General features: G+C 73.3%; 11 protein-coding genes. 6 read left to right on the top strand and 5 right to left on the bottom strand.

The features are described 5' to 3' along the window. Window positions 1–93 precede the first annotated feature (93 nt). The gene (locus D7M15_RS14725) at window positions 94–1,125 is read left to right on the top strand and encodes an ion channel (RefSeq protein ID WP_121517935.1); all 1,032 of its coding nucleotides are present in this window, start codon (window positions 94–96) and stop codon (window positions 1,123–1,125) included. Window positions 1,126–1,144: 19 nt separating this feature from the next. Here the strand turns inward: D7M15_RS14725 and D7M15_RS14720 are convergent, their stop codons facing one another. Then, window positions 1,145–2,041 carry an LLM class flavin-dependent oxidoreductase gene (locus D7M15_RS14720; RefSeq protein WP_121517934.1) on the bottom strand — a complete coding sequence of 299 codons (897 nt, stop codon included), beginning with the start codon at window positions 2,039–2,041 and terminating at the stop codon, window positions 1,145–1,147. Window positions 2,042–2,125: 84 nt separating this feature from the next. Between D7M15_RS14720 and D7M15_RS14715 the strand changes: the two genes are divergently transcribed. The 3 genes from D7M15_RS14715 to D7M15_RS14705 all read left to right on the top strand — a co-directional run bounded on the left by D7M15_RS14715 (window position 2,126) and on the right by D7M15_RS14705 (window position 4,956). Beyond that, window positions 2,126–2,755: a DUF4433 domain-containing protein gene (locus D7M15_RS14715; protein WP_121517933.1), complete on the top strand. Its 630-nt coding sequence runs from the start codon at window positions 2,126–2,128 to the stop codon at window positions 2,753–2,755. 72 nt (window positions 2,756–2,827) lie between these two features. Further along, window positions 2,828–3,889 carry a macro domain-containing protein gene (locus D7M15_RS14710; RefSeq protein ID WP_121517932.1) on the top strand — a complete coding sequence of 354 codons (1,062 nt, stop codon included), beginning with the start codon at window positions 2,828–2,830 and terminating at the stop codon, window positions 3,887–3,889. A 242-nt stretch (window positions 3,890–4,131) separates the two neighbouring features. After that, window positions 4,132–4,956, top strand: a complete 825-nt coding sequence (locus D7M15_RS14705) for a Cof-type HAD-IIB family hydrolase (RefSeq protein WP_240649654.1) — start codon at window positions 4,132–4,134, stop codon at window positions 4,954–4,956. A 44-nt stretch (window positions 4,957–5,000) separates the two neighbouring features. Here D7M15_RS14705 and cydD read toward each other — a convergent pair whose 3' ends face one another. The 4 genes from cydD to hisC all read right to left on the bottom strand — a co-directional run bounded on the left by cydD (window position 5,001) and on the right by hisC (window position 12,565). Beyond that, window positions 5,001–8,672: a thiol reductant ABC exporter subunit CydD gene (gene cydD / locus D7M15_RS14700; RefSeq protein WP_121517930.1), complete on the bottom strand. Its 3,672-nt coding sequence runs from the start codon at window positions 8,670–8,672 to the stop codon at window positions 5,001–5,003. A 10-nt stretch (window positions 8,673–8,682) separates the two neighbouring features. Then, the gene (cydB, locus tag D7M15_RS14695) at window positions 8,683–9,729 is read right to left on the bottom strand and encodes a cytochrome d ubiquinol oxidase subunit II (RefSeq protein WP_121517929.1); all 1,047 of its coding nucleotides are present in this window, start codon (window positions 9,727–9,729) and stop codon (window positions 8,683–8,685) included. Between the two features lie 16 nt (window positions 9,730–9,745). Continuing rightward, the gene (locus D7M15_RS14690) at window positions 9,746–11,299 is read right to left on the bottom strand and encodes a cytochrome ubiquinol oxidase subunit I (protein ID WP_121517928.1); all 1,554 of its coding nucleotides are present in this window, start codon (window positions 11,297–11,299) and stop codon (window positions 9,746–9,748) included. Between the two features lie 186 nt (window positions 11,300–11,485). Then, a complete protein-coding gene (hisC, locus tag D7M15_RS14685; protein ID WP_121517927.1) occupies window positions 11,486–12,565 on the bottom strand; it encodes a histidinol-phosphate transaminase in 1,080 nt (359 codons plus the stop codon). Window positions 12,566–12,887: 322 nt separating this feature from the next. On the opposite strand from hisC, the gene D7M15_RS14680 reads away from it, so the two are divergent. Both D7M15_RS14680 and D7M15_RS14675 read left to right on the top strand, forming a co-directional pair. Then, window positions 12,888–14,015 (top strand): LacI family DNA-binding transcriptional regulator, encoded by a 1,128-nt coding sequence (locus tag D7M15_RS14680; protein ID WP_121517926.1) that lies wholly within the window; start codon window positions 12,888–12,890, stop codon window positions 14,013–14,015. Between the two features lie 378 nt (window positions 14,016–14,393). Beyond that, window positions 14,394–15,773: a metallophosphoesterase gene (locus D7M15_RS14675; protein WP_121517925.1), complete on the top strand. Its 1,380-nt coding sequence runs from the start codon at window positions 14,394–14,396 to the stop codon at window positions 15,771–15,773. The last annotated feature ends 125 nt before the right edge of the window (window positions 15,774–15,898 follow it).

Genomic DNA, 15,898 nt, shown 5'->3' with positions numbered 1-15,898 from the left:
CCCCCTCCGCACCACCGCCACCGCCGCACCACCACCCACCGCGTCGCGCCATCGGGCGCGACCGCACCACACCGAACGGGGACGGACACACCGGTGCCGATCATCGTCGCCAAGCTCGTCCAAGCCCTCCGCGCCCGCGTACGCGGCTGGCGCGCGGCCCTCGCCGTCGCGCTGTTCGTCTTCGCCAGCAGCTGGCTCGCCATGTGGCTGGCCGAGCCCGGCTCGAACGAGATCGCCCGGCCGGGCACGTACTGGTGGTGGTTCCTCGTCACCAGCGCCACCGTCGGCTACGGCGACTTCTTCCCGGAGTCCGCCGCCGGGCAGGTCGTGGGCGCGTACGTGATCGTCGGCGGGATCGTCGCGCTGACCATCCTGTTCACCGAACTGGCCGTCAACATCCAGGCCGTGAAGGGAAAGCGCATGAAGGGCGCCGTCGCTCTCGACGTACGCGACCACCTCGTCCTCCTCGGCTACACCCCCGGCCGCACCGAGCGGATCATCAACGAGCTGCTCCTGGAGCTGCGTACGCCCCTGGTGCTCTGCGCCTGGGAGGAGACGCCGGAGCACCCCGTGCCGGAGGAGGAGCGGGTCGAGTTCGTACGCGGCGACCTGACCGACGTCGACGTGCTCACCCGCGCGTGCGTGGGCCGCGCCGCCACCGTGGTCATCGACGCGCGCGACGACAACGAGACGCTGGCCGTCGCCGTCGCCGTCGACCACCTGTGCCCGGACGCGCACGTCGTCGCCGCGCTGCGCGACATGAACCGCGGCAAGCACCTGCGGTACGTCAACTCCCGCGTGCAGTGCGTCCAGTGGCACACCCCGGCGCTGCTCACGGAGGAGTCGCTGGACCCGGGCATCACCGAGGTGTACGCGGACCTGATGAGCGGCGACGGCGGCGGCAACACGTACTCCACGCGCCTGCCCGCCGCCCTCTCCGGCAGCACCTTCGGGGACTGCCAGACGCGGCTGGGCCGCGAGTTCGGCGCCACGGTGATCGCCGTACGGCAGAAGGGCACGCTGCTGGTCGCCCCCGGCTGGGACGTCACCCTGGACCCGGACGCCACCCTCTACTACCTGGCGACGGAACGCCTCGCCCTGGACGCCCCGAACGCCCTGCGCTGAACGCGGCGGCGGCCCCGGGTCAGAGCTGGCCGGGCCCGTCCGTCGCGATCTTCTCGAAGACCCGCTGGTCGGCGGCGAACCGGGAGTGGGGCAGCGGCCAGTGCAGCACGAGTTCGTCGAAGCCGAGGGCGGCGTACGTACCGGCGAAGTCGACGAACGCGTCCAGCGAGTCCAGCGGCTCGTCCGGCGTGAAGCCCGTCAGCAGCACCTTCTCCGGCCCGCCCGCCGCGCGCCCCTCCTCCTCGCAGGCGGCGGCGAGCCGCGCGAGCTGGGCGGCGATCGCCGTACGGGAGCGTTCCGCCGTAGCGTCCGGCGCGCCCGACACCGCCGGGTCGCCGGTCGTCACCCACGCCTGCCCGTGCCGGGCGGCGAGCCGCATGCCGCGCGGGCCGGTCGCGGCGACGGCGAAGGGCACGCGGGGGCGCTGCACGCAGCCGGAGAGCATACGGGCGTCCCGCGCGGAGTAGTGCGTCCCCGCGTACGAGGTGACGTCCCGCGTCAGCAGCGTGTCGAGGAGGGTCACGAACTCCCCGAACCTGTCCGCCCGTTCGCGTGCCGACCACGCCTCCTGCCCCAGCGCGGTGGCGTCCGCGCCGGACCCGCCCGCGCCGACACCGAGGGTGATCCGGCCGCCGGACAGGTCGTCGAGGGTGACGAGTTCCTTGGCGAGGGTCACCGGGTGCCGGAAGTTGGGCGACGTGACGAGGGTGCCGAGCCGCAGCCGGGAGGTGGCACCGGCGGCGGCGGTCAGCGTCGGTACGGCGCCGAACCACGGGCCGTCGCGGAACGGTTCGCGCCAGGACAGGTGGTCGTAGGTGTAGGCGGTGTCGAAGCCGAGCGCCTCGGCCCGCTCCCACACCTCCCGACCGCCCTCGGCCCAACGGTGCACGGGCAGGATGCAGGTGCTCAGTCGCATCCCCCGACCCTACGAGAGCCCCCCAGCCCCGGGCCATGCGGTGGAGGGTCGGCACCACGGAACGGGCACTAGAGTTGTGCCCTCATGTGGGACACCGCCGATCCTCGACTGCTGCACTTCACGCATGTGGAGAACCTCGCGGGGATCGCCGCCACCGGTCTCGTCGCGGACTGTCGCAAGCCTTCGGACACCGTGGAGTGCGCCGACCTGACCATCAAGGAGCGGCGACGCACCCAGGCCGTACGGGCGGGCCCCGGCGGAGTCGTCGCCGACTACGCCCCCTTCTACTTCGCGCCACGGTCCCCGATGCTGTACCGCATCCACAGAGGCGGAGTGAAGACCTACTCGGGGCGGCAGGAGGACCTGGTCTACCTCGTGTCCCGGGTGTCACGGGTGGAGGGCCACGGCCTGGCGTGGGCCGCCACCGACCGTAACGCGGCGCTCGCGACGGCCAAGTACACGGATCAGGCGGCCCGGCTCGCGACGCATGTCGACTGGGACGTCATGAGGGCCCAGATCTGGACGAACACCCCCACGGACGGGTCTCGGCGGGAACGTCGGCTGGCGGAGTTCCTGGTGCACCGCGTCCTACCCTGGACCGCGGTCGTCGGCGTCGTGGTCCGGACACCGGCCATGGCGCAGCGGGTCGGGTCGGTCACCGGCGGCCTCGCCCACCGGCCGGATGTCGCTGTCCTACCCGGGTGGTACTTCTAGAGATGGTTCACGAACCGCACCGGCCGCCGGACACCTGCGATCCTGGACTTCGAACGAGGGGAGGCGACAGCGATGATCACTGAGACCCGGGGAAATCTGCTGCGTGACGACGCGCAGGCTCTGGTGAACACCGTCAATACGGTGGGAGTGATGGGCAAGGGAATCGCCTTGCAGTTCAAACGCGCCTTCCCCGAGGTTTTCACCTCCTATGCCGCCGCGTGTGCGGCGGGGGAAGTAAAACCGGGCACTGTGCAGGCGGTCCCCGTGCCGGGTGGAAGATGGGTGCTCAACTTCCCGACGAAAAGGCACTGGCGGCAGCCGTCCCGTATCGAGGACATCCGGACGGGGCTGGACGATCTGGCGCGTGTGCTCGGTGAATTGCGCATCTCCAGCGTCGCCGTGCCCCCGCTCGGCTGCGGCAACGGCGGTCTGCCGTGGCCCGAGGTGCGGTCCCTGATCGTCGAGAAACTCCAGGACCTCGACGTGGATGTCCGCCTCTACGGCCTGGGCACGCCCTCTCCCGAGGACATGCCCACGGCCACGGCGCCGCCGGAGCTGAACCGGCAGCGAGCCAGGTTCCTGACCGCGGTGGGCAGATACATCGGGAGCGCCTGGTCGGCGGGCATCACCGAGGTGCCCAAGGCGTCACTGCTGGAATTCCACAAGATCGCATATCTTCTCCAGGGCGCCGGGGCCGACCTGGGGCTGCGATTCGAGGCCGGTCATTACGGCCCGTACTCCAGCGGTCTCGACCGGGCGATGGCGGCGCTGGAAAGTCATCACGTGATCGGTTTCGGTGACGGCACCGGCGGAGCGCGCGCCGATATCAGCCTGCGCCCCGAGACCGCCGAAAAGGCCGAGGAAATCGTGCGGGGCGACAGCGAGTTCGAGCAGGCGTGGCAGAAACTCAGCCGCACGTTCACCGGCTACGAATACCCGGAGGGAATGGAGCTGCTCGCCAGCGTGCATTACCTGGCCACGCGCGACGGCGGCGCTCCCCGCGACCCGGACGAGGTCGCGCGTGATCTCGCGGCGTGGAGTTCGCGGAAGAAGCGACTCTTCCCCTCGGAGGACGCCTCCGTGGCGTGGGCCAGGCTGAACGAGACCCGGTTGTTCTCCCCCTCAGCCCGCTGACCCACCCACCGCTGGCGGTGGCCGAACCGGGCCCGGGAGTGAGCGGGGTTGGCCGTGGGTGATCGCGGAGAGGCGGGCTGTGACCAGGAGTGGGGGGATACGCGGGGCTCATCCGGGCGCCCGGCCGCACTCCTGTGCGGGCGTTACGGGAGGATAGGGACGTGACCGAGCCTTCCGAGCACCCCGTTGCCGCCCCCGCCCCCGCCGCCGTCAGCGCCTCCCGGTACGGCCCCCGCCCGCGGCTGATCGCCACCGACCTGGACGGCACGCTGCTGCACGACGACAAGTCGGTGTCCGCCCGTACGGTGCGGGCGCTGGCCGCCGCCGAGGAGGCCGGGGTCGAGGTCTTCTTCGTCACCGGGCGGCCGACGCGCTGGATGGGCGTCGTCAGCGAGCACGTGCACCGGCACGGCCTGGCGATCTGCGCCAACGGCGCCGCCGTCGTGGACCTGCACCGGGGCGGCGAGACGGTGCGGGTGCGCCCGCTGGAGCGGGCCGACGCGCTGACGGTCGTGGACGCGCTGCGCGCGGCGGCCCCCGGCGTGTGCTTCGCGGTGGAGCGCAGCGGCGGCGTGGACCACGAACCGGAGTACCCGCAGTACGCGCTCGACCCCGGCGGCGCCGTCGCCCCCGCCGAGAAGCTCCTGGCGGAGTCGGCGGCGGAGCGCGACGGCCGTACGCTGAGCGACGGACCGGTGCTGAAGCTGCTGGCGCGTCACCCGGACCTGGACCCGGACGACTTCCTGGCGTTGGGGCGTACGCACGCGGGCGCGCACGCGGAGTTCACGCGCTCCAGCCCGAGCGCGCTGCTGGAGATCAGCGCTCCGGGCGTGAGCAAGGCCAGCACGTTGGCGCAGTGCTGCGCGGAGCGGGGCATCGGCCCGGACGAGGTCGTCGCCTTCGGGGACATGCCGAACGACCTGGAGATGCTGGCCTGGGCGGGCAGGTCGTACGCGATGGCCAACGCGCATCCCGCCGTGCTGGCCGCGACCACCGACCGCACGGTGTCGAACGAGGAGGACGGTGTGGCCGTCGCCATCGAGGAGCTGCTGGCGGCGCCCGCGTAGCGAGCGGTCGCCTCCTCGGGGCGTCCCCCGGGTCGCCCCGCCCGTCACCGCTTCGCGAGCAGCCCGGCCGTCTCCGCCTCCCGGTCGAGCAGCCGCCGGAAGGGGCCGTCGGCGGCGGCCAGCCGCCCGTACGTGCCGCGTTCGACCGTACGGCCCGCGTCGAGGACGACGATCTCGTCGACGGCTTCAAGCCCGTGCAGGCGGTGGGTGATCAGCACGGTCGTACGGCCCTCCGTCACGGCCAGCAGGTCGGCGGTCAGGGCGTCGGCCGTCCGCAGGTCGAGGTGCTCGGCGGGCTCGTCCAGGACGAGTACGGGGAAGGCCGCGAGCAGCGCGCGGGCCAGCGCGAGGCGCTGCCGCTGGCCGCCGGAGAGCCGGGCGCCGTGCTCGCCGACCATGGTGTCGAGGCCGTACGGGAGGGTGCGCACCCAGTCGTCGAGGCGCGCGGCGGCGAGGGCGCCGTGGAGGGCGTCGTCGTCGGCGGCGGGGCGGGCGAGGCGCAGGTTCTCGCGGAGGGAGCTGTCGAAGAGGTGCGCGTCCTGGGCGCACAGCCCGACGACGCGGCGTACGGCGTCGGGGTCGAGCGCGGTGGCGTCGTGGGCCGTGGCGTCGTGGGCCGTGGCGTCGTGGGCCGTGGCGTCGTGCGCGTTCGGGAGAGGGGACGTGTCCGGGGCGAGGGTGTAGGTGCCCGACTCCGGTTCCAGGAAGCGCAGCAGGACCTGCGCCAGTGTGGACTTCCCCGCGCCGGAGGCGCCGACGACGGCGACGCGCCTGCCGGGCGTCAGGTCCAGGTCGAAGCCGGTGAGTGCCGGGCGGGCCTGCCCCGGGTAGCGGGCGGTGACCCCGCGCAGGGCGACGCGCGGCGCGGCCCGCAGCGCCGCCGCCTCCGCCTCGGCGGGTACGCGCCCGGGGCGCGCCTCCGGCCCGTACGGGCCCCCCGCGTCACCCGTGTCCAGCAGGTCTTCGAGGCGTTCGGCGGCCCGGCGCGTGCGCTGCCGGTGCTGCACGGCGAGCGGCAGCCCGGCCACCGCCTCGAACGCCGCGAGCGGCGTGAGGACCACCAGCGCCAGCCACACCCCGTCCAGCCGCCCGTCACCCACCGCGCGTACGCCGACCCAGGCCGCGCCCGCCACCGTCAGCCCGGTGACCAGCGCGGTCAGCCCGGCCGCGAGCGCCGTACGGGCCGCGCTGCGCGAGGCGACGCGGGTCAGGGCGGCGTCGGCGGCCCGTACCTCCGCCGTACGCGCGGGGAGGGCGCCCGCGACCGTCAGTTCGCCGGTGCCGGTGAGGAGGTCGACGGTGCGGGTGGCCAGTACGCCTCTGGCGGGCGCCAACTGCCGTTCGGTACGCCGGGACACGGCGCCGGTGAGGGCCGGTACGCCGACCCCGGCGGCCAGCAGGCCCACGGCCAGTACGGCGCCCGCCGCCGGGAGCACCGCGCCCGTGAACGTGACGGCGGCGGCGCCGACGACGCCCGCCGTGGCCGCGGGGAGCAGCCAGCGCAGGAAGTGGTCCTGGAGGGTGTCGACGTCCGCGACGAGGCGCGACAGCAGGTCACCGCGCCGGGCGCGGGCGAGGCGTACGGGCGCGAGGCGTTCGAGCCGCCGGTACACGGTCACGCGCAGCCCGGCCAGCACCCGCAGCACGGCGTCGTGGGACACGAGCCGCTCGGCGTACCGGAACGCGGCCCGCCCGATCCCGAACGCGCGCGTCGCCGTCACCGCCACCAACAGGTGCAGCACCGGCGGCTGTTCGGAGGCGCGGGAGATCAGCCACCCGGAGGTGGCCATCAGCCCGACGGCGCTGCCCAGCGCCAGCGCTCCGAGCAGCAGCGCGAGGGCGAAGCGCCCGGCGAACGGCCGCGCGGCCCGCCGTACGGCCGCCAGCGGATGGCCGGTACGGGGCGCGGGTACGGCGGGGGCGTCGGGGTGCTCGGCCGGGGCGGGCGCCGTCGGGGCGGGCGCCGGGCCGGGCGCCGGCGCAGCGGCGTCCGCGCCCCGTACCGCCGCCGGGGTCGGACCCGCCGTGTCCGCCGCGGCGGGCGGGCCGGTGTCCGGGTCCGGGAGGGTCACGACGCGGTCGGCCACGGCGAGGAGCGCGGGCCGGTGTGCGACCAGCAGCACCGTACGGCCCGCCGCGAGGCGCCGGACGGCGGCCACGACATCTGCCTCGGTCGCGCCGTCGAACGCGGCGGTCGGCTCGTCGAGCAGCAGCAGCGGCCGGTCCGCGAGGAACGCGCGGGCCAGCGCGACCCGTTGACCCTGGCCCGCCGACAGGCCCGCGCCGCGCTCGCCGAGGACCGTGTCCGGCGCGAGGTCGGCGGCGCTGGCGGCGCGGAGCGCGGCGCGTACCTGCGCGTCGGTGGCGTCGGGGCGGGCGAGCCGCACGTTGTCGGCGACGGTCCCGGCGAAGAGGTGCGGGCGCTGCGGCACCCAGGCGATCTGCGCGTGCCACCCCGCCGGGGGAAGCGCCGCCAGCTCCGTGCCGCCGACGAGCACCCGGCCCGCCGCCGGGCGTACGAAGCCCAACACCGCCGCCAGCAGCGTCGACTTGCCCGCGCCGGACGGGCCGACGAGGGCGACGGTCTCGCCGGGCGCGACGGTCAGGCTGGTCTCGGGCAGCGCGTCCCGGGCACGGCCGGGGTGGCGTACGGCGACGCGGTCGAGGACGAGCCCGGCGGTACGGACGTCGGGTACGGGTACGGGCACAACGCCGCTGCCGGCACCGGCGCCCCCGGCGGGCACGTCGGCCGGGCCGGGGAGTGGCGTCTCCAGCACGTCGAAGACCTGTTCCGCAGCTGCCAGCCCCTCGGCCGCCGCGTGGTACTGCGTACCGACCTGCCGCAGCGGAAGGTACGCCTCGGGGGCCAGGACGAGCACCACCAGCCCGGTGTAGAGGTCGAGTTCGCCGTGGACGAGGCGCATGCCGATGCCGACGGCGACGAGCGCGACGGAGATCGTGGCGAGCAGTTCGAGCGCGAACGACGACAGGAACGCGAGCCGCAGCGTACGCAGGGTGGCCCGGCGGTGGTCGGCGGTGATGGCGCGGATGTTGTCGGCCTGTGCCTTCGCCCGGCCGAAGACCTTCAGCGTGGGGAGCCCGGCGACGACGTCGAGGAAGTGCCCGGACAGCCGCGCCAGCAGCCGCCATTGGCGGTCCATGTGGCTGCGCGTCGCCCAGCCGATGAGGATCATGAAGACGGGGATCAGCGGCAGCGTCAGCGCGATCGTCAGCGCGGAGATCCAGTCGGACCAGACGATACGGGCGAGGACCGCGACGGGAACGACGACGGCGAGGCCGAGTTGGGGCAGGTAGCGGGCGAAGTAGTCGTCGAGGGCGTCCACTCCGCGCGTGGCGAGCGCGGTGAGTTCGCCGCTGCGCCGGTCGCCCAGCCACGCGGGGCCGAGCGCCGTGGCGTGCCGCAACAGCCGTAGCCGCAGCTCGGACTTGACGGCGGCACCGGCCCGGTGCGCGGCGAGTTCCGTGGCCCAGGCGACGAGCGCGCGGCCGAGCGCGACGGCCGCGAGCAGGAGCAGCGGGGTGCGCAACTCGGCGGTGGAGAGGCCCGTTTCGAAGGCGCCGACGACGATCCGGGCGATCAGCATCGCCTGCGCGATGACCAGCCCCGCCCCGGCCAGCCCCAGCACCACGAGGGCGACGAGGAAGAACCGGGTGGCGCGCGCGTACCGGAGCAGCCGGGGGTCGACTGGTTTCACGTGAAACCCCTCAGCGCTTCGCTGCCGTGTCGCCACCGGCCGGAGTGTGCCCGACCGCGTGGCTGTCCGCGATGTGCTGGGTGCCGATGCGCTTGCGGAACACCCAGTACGTCCAGCCCTGGTAGAGCACCACCACGGGCGCGGCGATCGCCGCGCACCACGTCATGATCTCCAACGTGTACGGGCTGGACGCCGCGTTGCTCACGGTCAGGCTCCACCGCGGGTCCCGCGTCGAGGGCATGACGTCCGGGAACAGCGCGAGGAACAGCGCCGCCGTCACCGCCGCGACCGTCACCCCGGACAGCCCGAACGACCAGCCCTCCCGGCCCCGTACGTTCGCGCCGACCGCCCCCGCCAGCGCGACCACCGCGACGGCGGCCGCGGCGAGGCTGCCGCCGTCGCCCCGGTCCGCCTGCGTCCAGGCCAGGAACGCCGCCGCCAGGGCGAGCGCCGCGCAGCCCAGCGCGGTGGCCAGGGCGCGGGCCCGGCCGCGGATGTCCCCGACGGTCTTCAGCGCGGTGAACACGGCGCCGTGGAACGTGAAGAGGACGAGCGTCGTGAGCCCGCCGAGCAGGGTGTACGGGGTGAGCAGGTCGAGCAGCCCGCCCGCGTACTCCTTGTCGGGGCCGATGTCCACGCCGTGCACGATGTTCGCGAAGGCCACGCCCCACAGGAACGCGGGCAGCAGCGAGCACCAGAAGATCGCGCGCTCCCAGTTGCGCTGCCAGCGTTCCTCGGGGCGCTTGGCGCGGTACTCGAAGGCGACGCCGCGCACGATCAGGCAGACCAGGACCAGCAGCAGCGGCAGGTAGAAGCCGGAGAAGAGGGTGGCGTACCAGTCGGGGAACGCCGCGAACGTGGCGCCGCCGGCGCTCAGCAGCCACACCTCGTTGCCGTCCCAGACGGGCCCGATGGTGTTGATCAGTACGCGGCGCTCGCGCCGGTCGCGGGCGAGCACGCGAGTGAGGACGCCGACCCCGAAGTCGAAGCCCTCCAGGAAGAAGTAGCCGGTCCAGAGGACGGCGATGAGGACGAACCAGACGTCGTGCAGTTCCATCTCGCGCTCCTCGGGCTCAGTAGGAGAAGGCCATCGGGCGGTCGGGGTCGTCCGCGTCCGCACCGTCCCCGGAACCGGAACCGGACCCGCCGCCGGGCGGGCCGCCGATCCGGGTGGGCGGGTGCCGGTCCGCGTCGGTCAGCTCGGGCGGCCCGGCCTTGACGTACGTGGCGAGGAGCCGCACCTCGATCACGGCCAGCACGGCGTAGAGCAGCGTGAAGACGCACATCGAGATCAGCACCTCGGTCTGCGTCACGCCGGGCGAGACGGCGTCGCGGGTGCGCAGCACGCCGTAGACGACCCAGGGCTGGCGGCCGGTCTCGGTGAAGATCCAGCCCCAGGAGCTGGCGATCAGCGGGAAGGTGAGGGTGAGGAAGGACAGCCGCCAGTACCAGCCGGTGAGCGCCGGGCCCAGCTCCCGTTCCCGGGTGAGCGCGAGGCGCGGCACCTCGTCGGGGCCGGTGCGGAGGCGTTCGGCGAGCCAGAGGCGGCGGCGGGTCAGCCAGAGTCCGGCGGCGCCGAGGGCGACGGAGGCCATGCCGAAGCCGATCATCCAGCGGAAGCCCCAGTAGGCGACGGGGATGTTGGGGCGGTAGTCGCCGGGGCCGTACGCCCGCTGCTCGGCCTCGTTGACGTCGTTGATGCCGGGGACCTCGGCGGAGAAGTCGCCCTCGGCGAGGAACGAGAGCAGGCCGGGCACCTCGACGGCGACGGTGTTGTGGCCCTTCTCCACGTCGCCGTACGCGAAGATCGAGAACGGCGCGGGCGACTCCGCGTCCCACAGGGCCTCGGCGGCGGCCATCTTCATGGGCTGCTGCTTGAACATCACCTTGGACAGCTCGTCGCCGCTGACGGCGGTGAGCGCCCCGGCGGCGACGAGGGTGACCAGGCCGAGCCGGAGCGAGGTGCGCATCACGGCGACGTGCCGCCCACGCAGCAGGTGGTACGCGGCGATGCCGGTCATGAAGGCGCCGCCCGCGACGAAGGCGGAGGTCAGGGTGTGGAAGACGACGACGAGGGTGGTGTCCTGGGTGAGGACGGCCCAGAAGTCGGTGAGTTCGGCGCGGCCGGTGGCCTCGTCGATGCGGTAGCCGACGGGGTGCTGCATCCAGGAGTTCGCGGCGAGGATGAAGTACGCGGACAGCACGGTGCCGACGGCGACGGTCCAGATGCAGGCGGCGTGGAGCTTCTTCGGCAGCTTGTCCCAGCCGAAGATCCACAGGCCGATGAAGGTGGACTCGAAGAAGAACGCGATCAGCGCCTCGAAGGCGAGCGGGGCGCCGAAGACGTCACCGACGAAGCGCGAGTAGTCGGACCAGTTCATGCCGAACTGGAACTCCTGCACGATGCCGGTGACGACGCCCATCGCGATGTTGATCAGGAAGAGCTTGCCCCAGAACTTGGTGGCGCGCAGGTACGTGTCCTTGCCCGTGCGCACCCACGCGGTCTCCAGGCCGGCGGTGAGGGCGGCCAGCGAGATCGTCAGGGGGACGAAGAGGAAGTGGTAGACGGTGGTGATGCCGAACTGCCATCGCGCCAGGGTCTCCGGCGCCAGAGCGAGGTGGTCCACGAGGTGGTCTCCTTCGGCCCGCAAACAGATCTTGTGAATGCGTTCACATTCACAAGCCCAGTATGCAGCAGGCCTTTTTCACCCGAAACACGGGGGTCCCTCTCGCTCCGCGCACCGGACGACGGCGCCCCGCCGGGCCCGTGAAGGACCCGACGGCGCCCCGGAGCCCGCCCCGCCGCGCCGCTCTCAGAGCGTCTTGCGGAAGGTTTCGGCCGTCTCCAGGAAGATGTCGTTGGCCTCCGGCTCACCGATGGTGACCCGTGCGCCCTCGCCCGCGAAGGGCCGTACGACCACACCCGCGCGCTCGCACGCCCCCGCGAAGTCCGTCGTACGGTCGCCCAGCCGCAGCCACACGAAGTTCGCCTCCGTCGCCGGGACCGTCCAGCCCTGGTCGCGCAGCGCCGCCGCGACGCGCGTGCGCTCCGCGACGAGCGCGCCGACGCGCTGGAGGAGCGCGTCCTCGCTGCGCAGCGAGGCGACGGCCGCGTCCTGGGCGAGCTGGCTGACGCCGAACGGCACGGCCGTCTTGCGCAGCGCGGCGGCGACCGGCTCGTGCGCGACGGCGAAGCCGACGCGCAGCCCGGCCAGCCCGTACGCCTTGGAGAAGGTGCGCAGCACGCAGACGTTGGGGCGGTCGCGGTAGAGGGCGAGGCCGTCGGCGACGCGGTCGTCCCGTACGAACTCGCGGTACGCCTCGTCCAGCACCACCAGCACGTCGCGCGGGACGCGGTCGAGGAACCGTTCCAGCTCCGGGCCGGGGATCGCCGTGCCCGTCGGGTTGTTGGGGGTGCAGACGAAGATCAGGCGGGTGCGGTCGGTGACCGCGTCCGCCATGGCGTCGAGGTCGTGCTCCTCACCGGCGGTCAGCGGCACGCGTACGGAGGTGGCGCCGGAGATCTGCGTGATGATCGGGTACGCCTCGAACGACCGCCAGGCGTAGATCACTTCGTCCCCCGGGCCCGCCGTGGCCTGGAGCAGCTGCTGGGCGACGCCGACCGAGCCGGTGCCCGTGGCGAGGTGCTCGACGGGCACATCGAACCGCGTCGACAGCTCGTTGAGCAGATCGGCGCAGGCCATGTCGGGATAGCGGTTGAAGGACGCGGCGGCCCCGGTCACCGATTCGAGGACACCGGGCAGCGGCGGGAAGGGGTTCTCGTTGGAGGACAGCTTGTACGAGGCGGGGCCGTCGGAGGAGTTCCGCTTTCCGGGCTTGTAGGAGGGCATGTCGTCCAGCGCGGCACGGAGCTTCGGAACGTTCTCGGACATGTGGCTGCCTCCTCGGATCGGGCGATCTCCGCACACCCTAAGAGGATTCCCAGGCGGGGAGGGGGTGTGTTCCCCCATATCTGTGCGCCGGTGGCGCGCGCCGTAGCGCGCATCGCTCGTGAAGGTGAGTTGTGACCGGTTCGAGACCTGGCTGATTCTGCGGGTGCAACTGGCCCCATCTGGGATGATCCGCTCAGCGAACAGCACAACTACCGGAAATTCCAAGGCCGTTAGTGCACAGGCAGCATGCAGAATCGTGCCTGCCCCCCTTTGCTTGTACGTCCCCGCGAACACACTCCTGCGGGCCTACGATCGGGTCGCCATGACAGCAGCAGAGAAGCATCAGGTGAGCCGGAAAGCCGCCAACCCCCCGTCGGGCAGCCGGCTGAACGGGCGAGCGGGCATCCGTGACGTGGCCGCCGCCGCCGGTGTCTCCATCACGACTGTCTCCGACGCGCTCAACGGGAAGGGACGGTTGCCCGACGCCACGCGCAGTCACGTGCGCGCGGTCGCGGAGCGGCTGGGGTACCGCCCGTCCGCCGCCGCGCGCACGCTCCGCACCGGCAAGTCCGGGCTGATCGGGCTCACGGTCACGACGTACGGCGAAGAACCGTTCACCTTCACCGAGTTCGCGTACTTCGCGGAGATGGCGCGCGCCGCGACGTCGGCGGCGCTCGCCCGGGGGTACGCGCTGGTGATCCTGCCCGCGACCTCGCGGCACAGCGCCTTCGACATCTGGTCGAACGTGGCGCTGGACGGCACCGTCGTCATCGACCCCTCCGACCACGACCCGGTCGTCACCGAGCTGGTGCGCTCCGGCATCCCCGTGGTCTCGGACGGCCGCCCCGCCGGGTCGCTGCCGGTGACCGCGTGGGTGGACAACGACCACGAGGCGGCCGTCAGCGGCCTGCTCGACCATCTCGCGGAGTCCGGCGCCCGCCGCATCGGGCTGCTGACGGGCACCAGCACGGACACGTACACCCGGCTGTCCACCAGCGCGTACCTGGACTGGTGCGAGCGCGTCGGGCAGGACCCGGTCGTCGAGGCGTACCCGGCGCACGACCCGTGCGCGGGCGCCGTCGCCGCCGACCGGCTGCTGGCGCGCCCGGACCGGCCGGACGCGGTGTACGGGCTGTTCGACCCGAACGGCACCGACCTGCTCGCCGCCGCCCGCCGGTACGGCATGCGCGTGCCGGACGACCTGCTGCTCGTGTGTTGCAGCGAGTCGACGGTGTACGCGACGACGGAGCCGCCGATCACCACCCTGTCCCTGAAGCCGGGGCGCATCGGGAACACGGTGATCCAGCTGCTGATCGACGCGATCGAGGGCACCAACAAGGGGCGGCCCGTGGAGCAGGTGATGCCCACGGACCTGATCGTGCGCACGAGTTCGCAGCGGCGGCCCGTACGGACGACGGTCAGCGCGCCGCGTTCGGTGCCGCCGGAGTAACGGGCGGCGGGGCCGGCGGAACGGCGGGCGGCCGTACGTGGAACGGCCGGGGAGCGGGGCGCGTGCGGGGGCGCGTACGGAGGGGCGCGTCGGGGTGGATGGCGGCGCGCGGGCGGGGAGTCGTGCGCGGGTACGGCGTTCCGCGCGGCCACGGCGTCGCGGCCGTGTCGCAAACGTGAGGCGAACCGGCACGGGAGTGTCGCGCGGGGCGGAGGGGAATCCGAAGAAATCGGGACGTTTGACCGGCCTGCCCGGTGGTCGGGCCAATTGCGACCCCCCAGGTGCGTCACAAGCCCCGACCAGCATTCCTATGATGGGTGGACGACACCGGGTCCGGCTCCCGACCAGGGCAGCGTCCGGCAGGTGCACGGCAGCAGAGTGGTGGAGGGGTCTATGACTCAGGGGGCCGGTCAGGGACCCGATACGTGGCAAGAAGGGGCGGGCGCCGACCCGTTCGGAGCGCGGGACGTACCGCACGCGCCCACCCCGCCACCCGCGCGACCTCCCGTTCCGCACGTGCCCCCGCCCGGCCCCGTACCTCCGGCGGGCGGTCCCGTGCACCCGGCGGGCACCGTGCCGCCGGGCGCGCACGTGCCCCCGGCCGGGCCCGTACCGCCGCCGCCGCACATGCCGCCGCCTCCCCCGCCGCCGCACGCCTCACCGGTACCGCCGCCGCCCGTGACGCCCCCGCCGCCCGCCGCTCCGCCCGCACCGCCCGTGCCGCCGCCTCCGGCGGCCCCCCCGGCGAACCCGACCACCGGCCCGGCGCCCGGCACCGTGGAGCCGGACGCGGCGGAGGAGCCCGACGGGTACACGCCCACGGAGCGCGACCTGCCGGTGATCAGCCGCGCGCCGGAGGGCGAGCGCACCCTGGTCGACATCCCGGCGCCCGAGGCGGCGCCCTCCCCCGGCGCGCAGGGCGAGGGCCCGCTGTACGTGGTCGGGGACGTGCACGGCTACCTGGACGAGCTGCGTGCCGCGCTGGTCGGCGCCGGGCTGATCGACACGAACGACCACTGGCGGGCGGGCAACGCACGGCTGTGGTTCCTCGGTGACTTCACCGACCGGGGCCCGGACGGCATCGGCGTGATCGAGCTGGTGATCAGCCTGTCCGCGGAGGCCGCGGCGGCCGGGGGCTACTGCAAGGCCCTGATGGGCAATCACGAGCTGCTGCTCATCGGCGCGAAGCGGTTCGGGGAGACGCCGGTCAACTCCGGTGCGGGCACGGCCTCGTTCCAGGCCGCCTGGCTGCTGAACGGCGGTCAGCGCACCGACATGGAGCGCCTCCAGGAGCACCACATCCAGTGGATGTCGCGGCTGGACGCGATGGCCGTCGCCGACGACCACCTGCTGCTGCACTCGGACGCCACCTGCTATCTGGACTACGGCGACACCGTCGAGTCCGTCAACGACGCGATCACGCAGACCCTCCAGCAGAACGACGCCGACGAGACGTGGGAGCTGTTCCGGAAGTTCACCAAGCGGTTCGCGTTCCGTGACGAGGCGTCCGGTGCCGAGGCCGCGCGCCGTCTTCTGGACACTTTCGGCGGCACGCGGATCGTGCACGGGCACAGCCCGATCCCGTACCTGTTGGGCGAGGTGGGCAGCGAGGACGAGCCCGGGGCGCCGAACGTGACGGGGCCGCACGTGTACGCCGAGGGGCTCGCGGTCGCGATGGACGGCGGGGTGACGATGGCCGGAAAGCTACTCGTGACCCAACTGCCCCTTGTCGAAAGGGCGGTCGGCGTGCAGCCGTAGCGCGCGGGGTGTCGTGGGGACGTCGGTGCGGGAGTAATTCCGCAAACACCCTGTCACCCCGCACCCGTGGCGCTCTACCATCGGTGGTCCGCCGTAGCGAGCTCCCCTCCGTCTCTGCGTCGACA

It is taken from the genome of Streptomyces sp. Z26 (assembly GCF_003665095.1).
Lineage (GTDB): Bacteria > Actinomycetota > Actinomycetes > Streptomycetales > Streptomycetaceae > Streptomyces > Streptomyces phytohabitans.
This window is presented reverse-complemented; position numbering and strand designations above follow the sequence as displayed.

Bases quoted from the DNA above. Each gene is read 5' to 3' on its own strand.
- D7M15_RS14720 (WP_121517934.1), bottom strand. From the start codon at position 2,041: ATGCGACTGAGCACCTGCATCCTGCCCGTGCACCGTTGGGCCGAGGGC.
- D7M15_RS14715 (WP_121517933.1), top strand. From the start codon at position 2,126: ATGTGGGACACCGCCGATCCTCGACTGCTGCACTTCACGCATGTGGAG.
- D7M15_RS14710 (WP_121517932.1), top strand. From the start codon at position 2,828: ATGATCACTGAGACCCGGGGAAATCTGCTGCGTGACGACGCGCAGGCT.
- cydB (WP_121517929.1), bottom strand. From the start codon at position 9,729: ATGGAACTGCACGACGTCTGGTTCGTCCTCATCGCCGTCCTCTGGACC.
- hisC (WP_121517927.1), bottom strand. From the start codon at position 12,565: ATGTCCGAGAACGTTCCGAAGCTCCGTGCCGCGCTGGACGACATGCCC.
- D7M15_RS14680 (WP_121517926.1), top strand. From the start codon at position 12,888: ATGACAGCAGCAGAGAAGCATCAGGTGAGCCGGAAAGCCGCCAACCCC.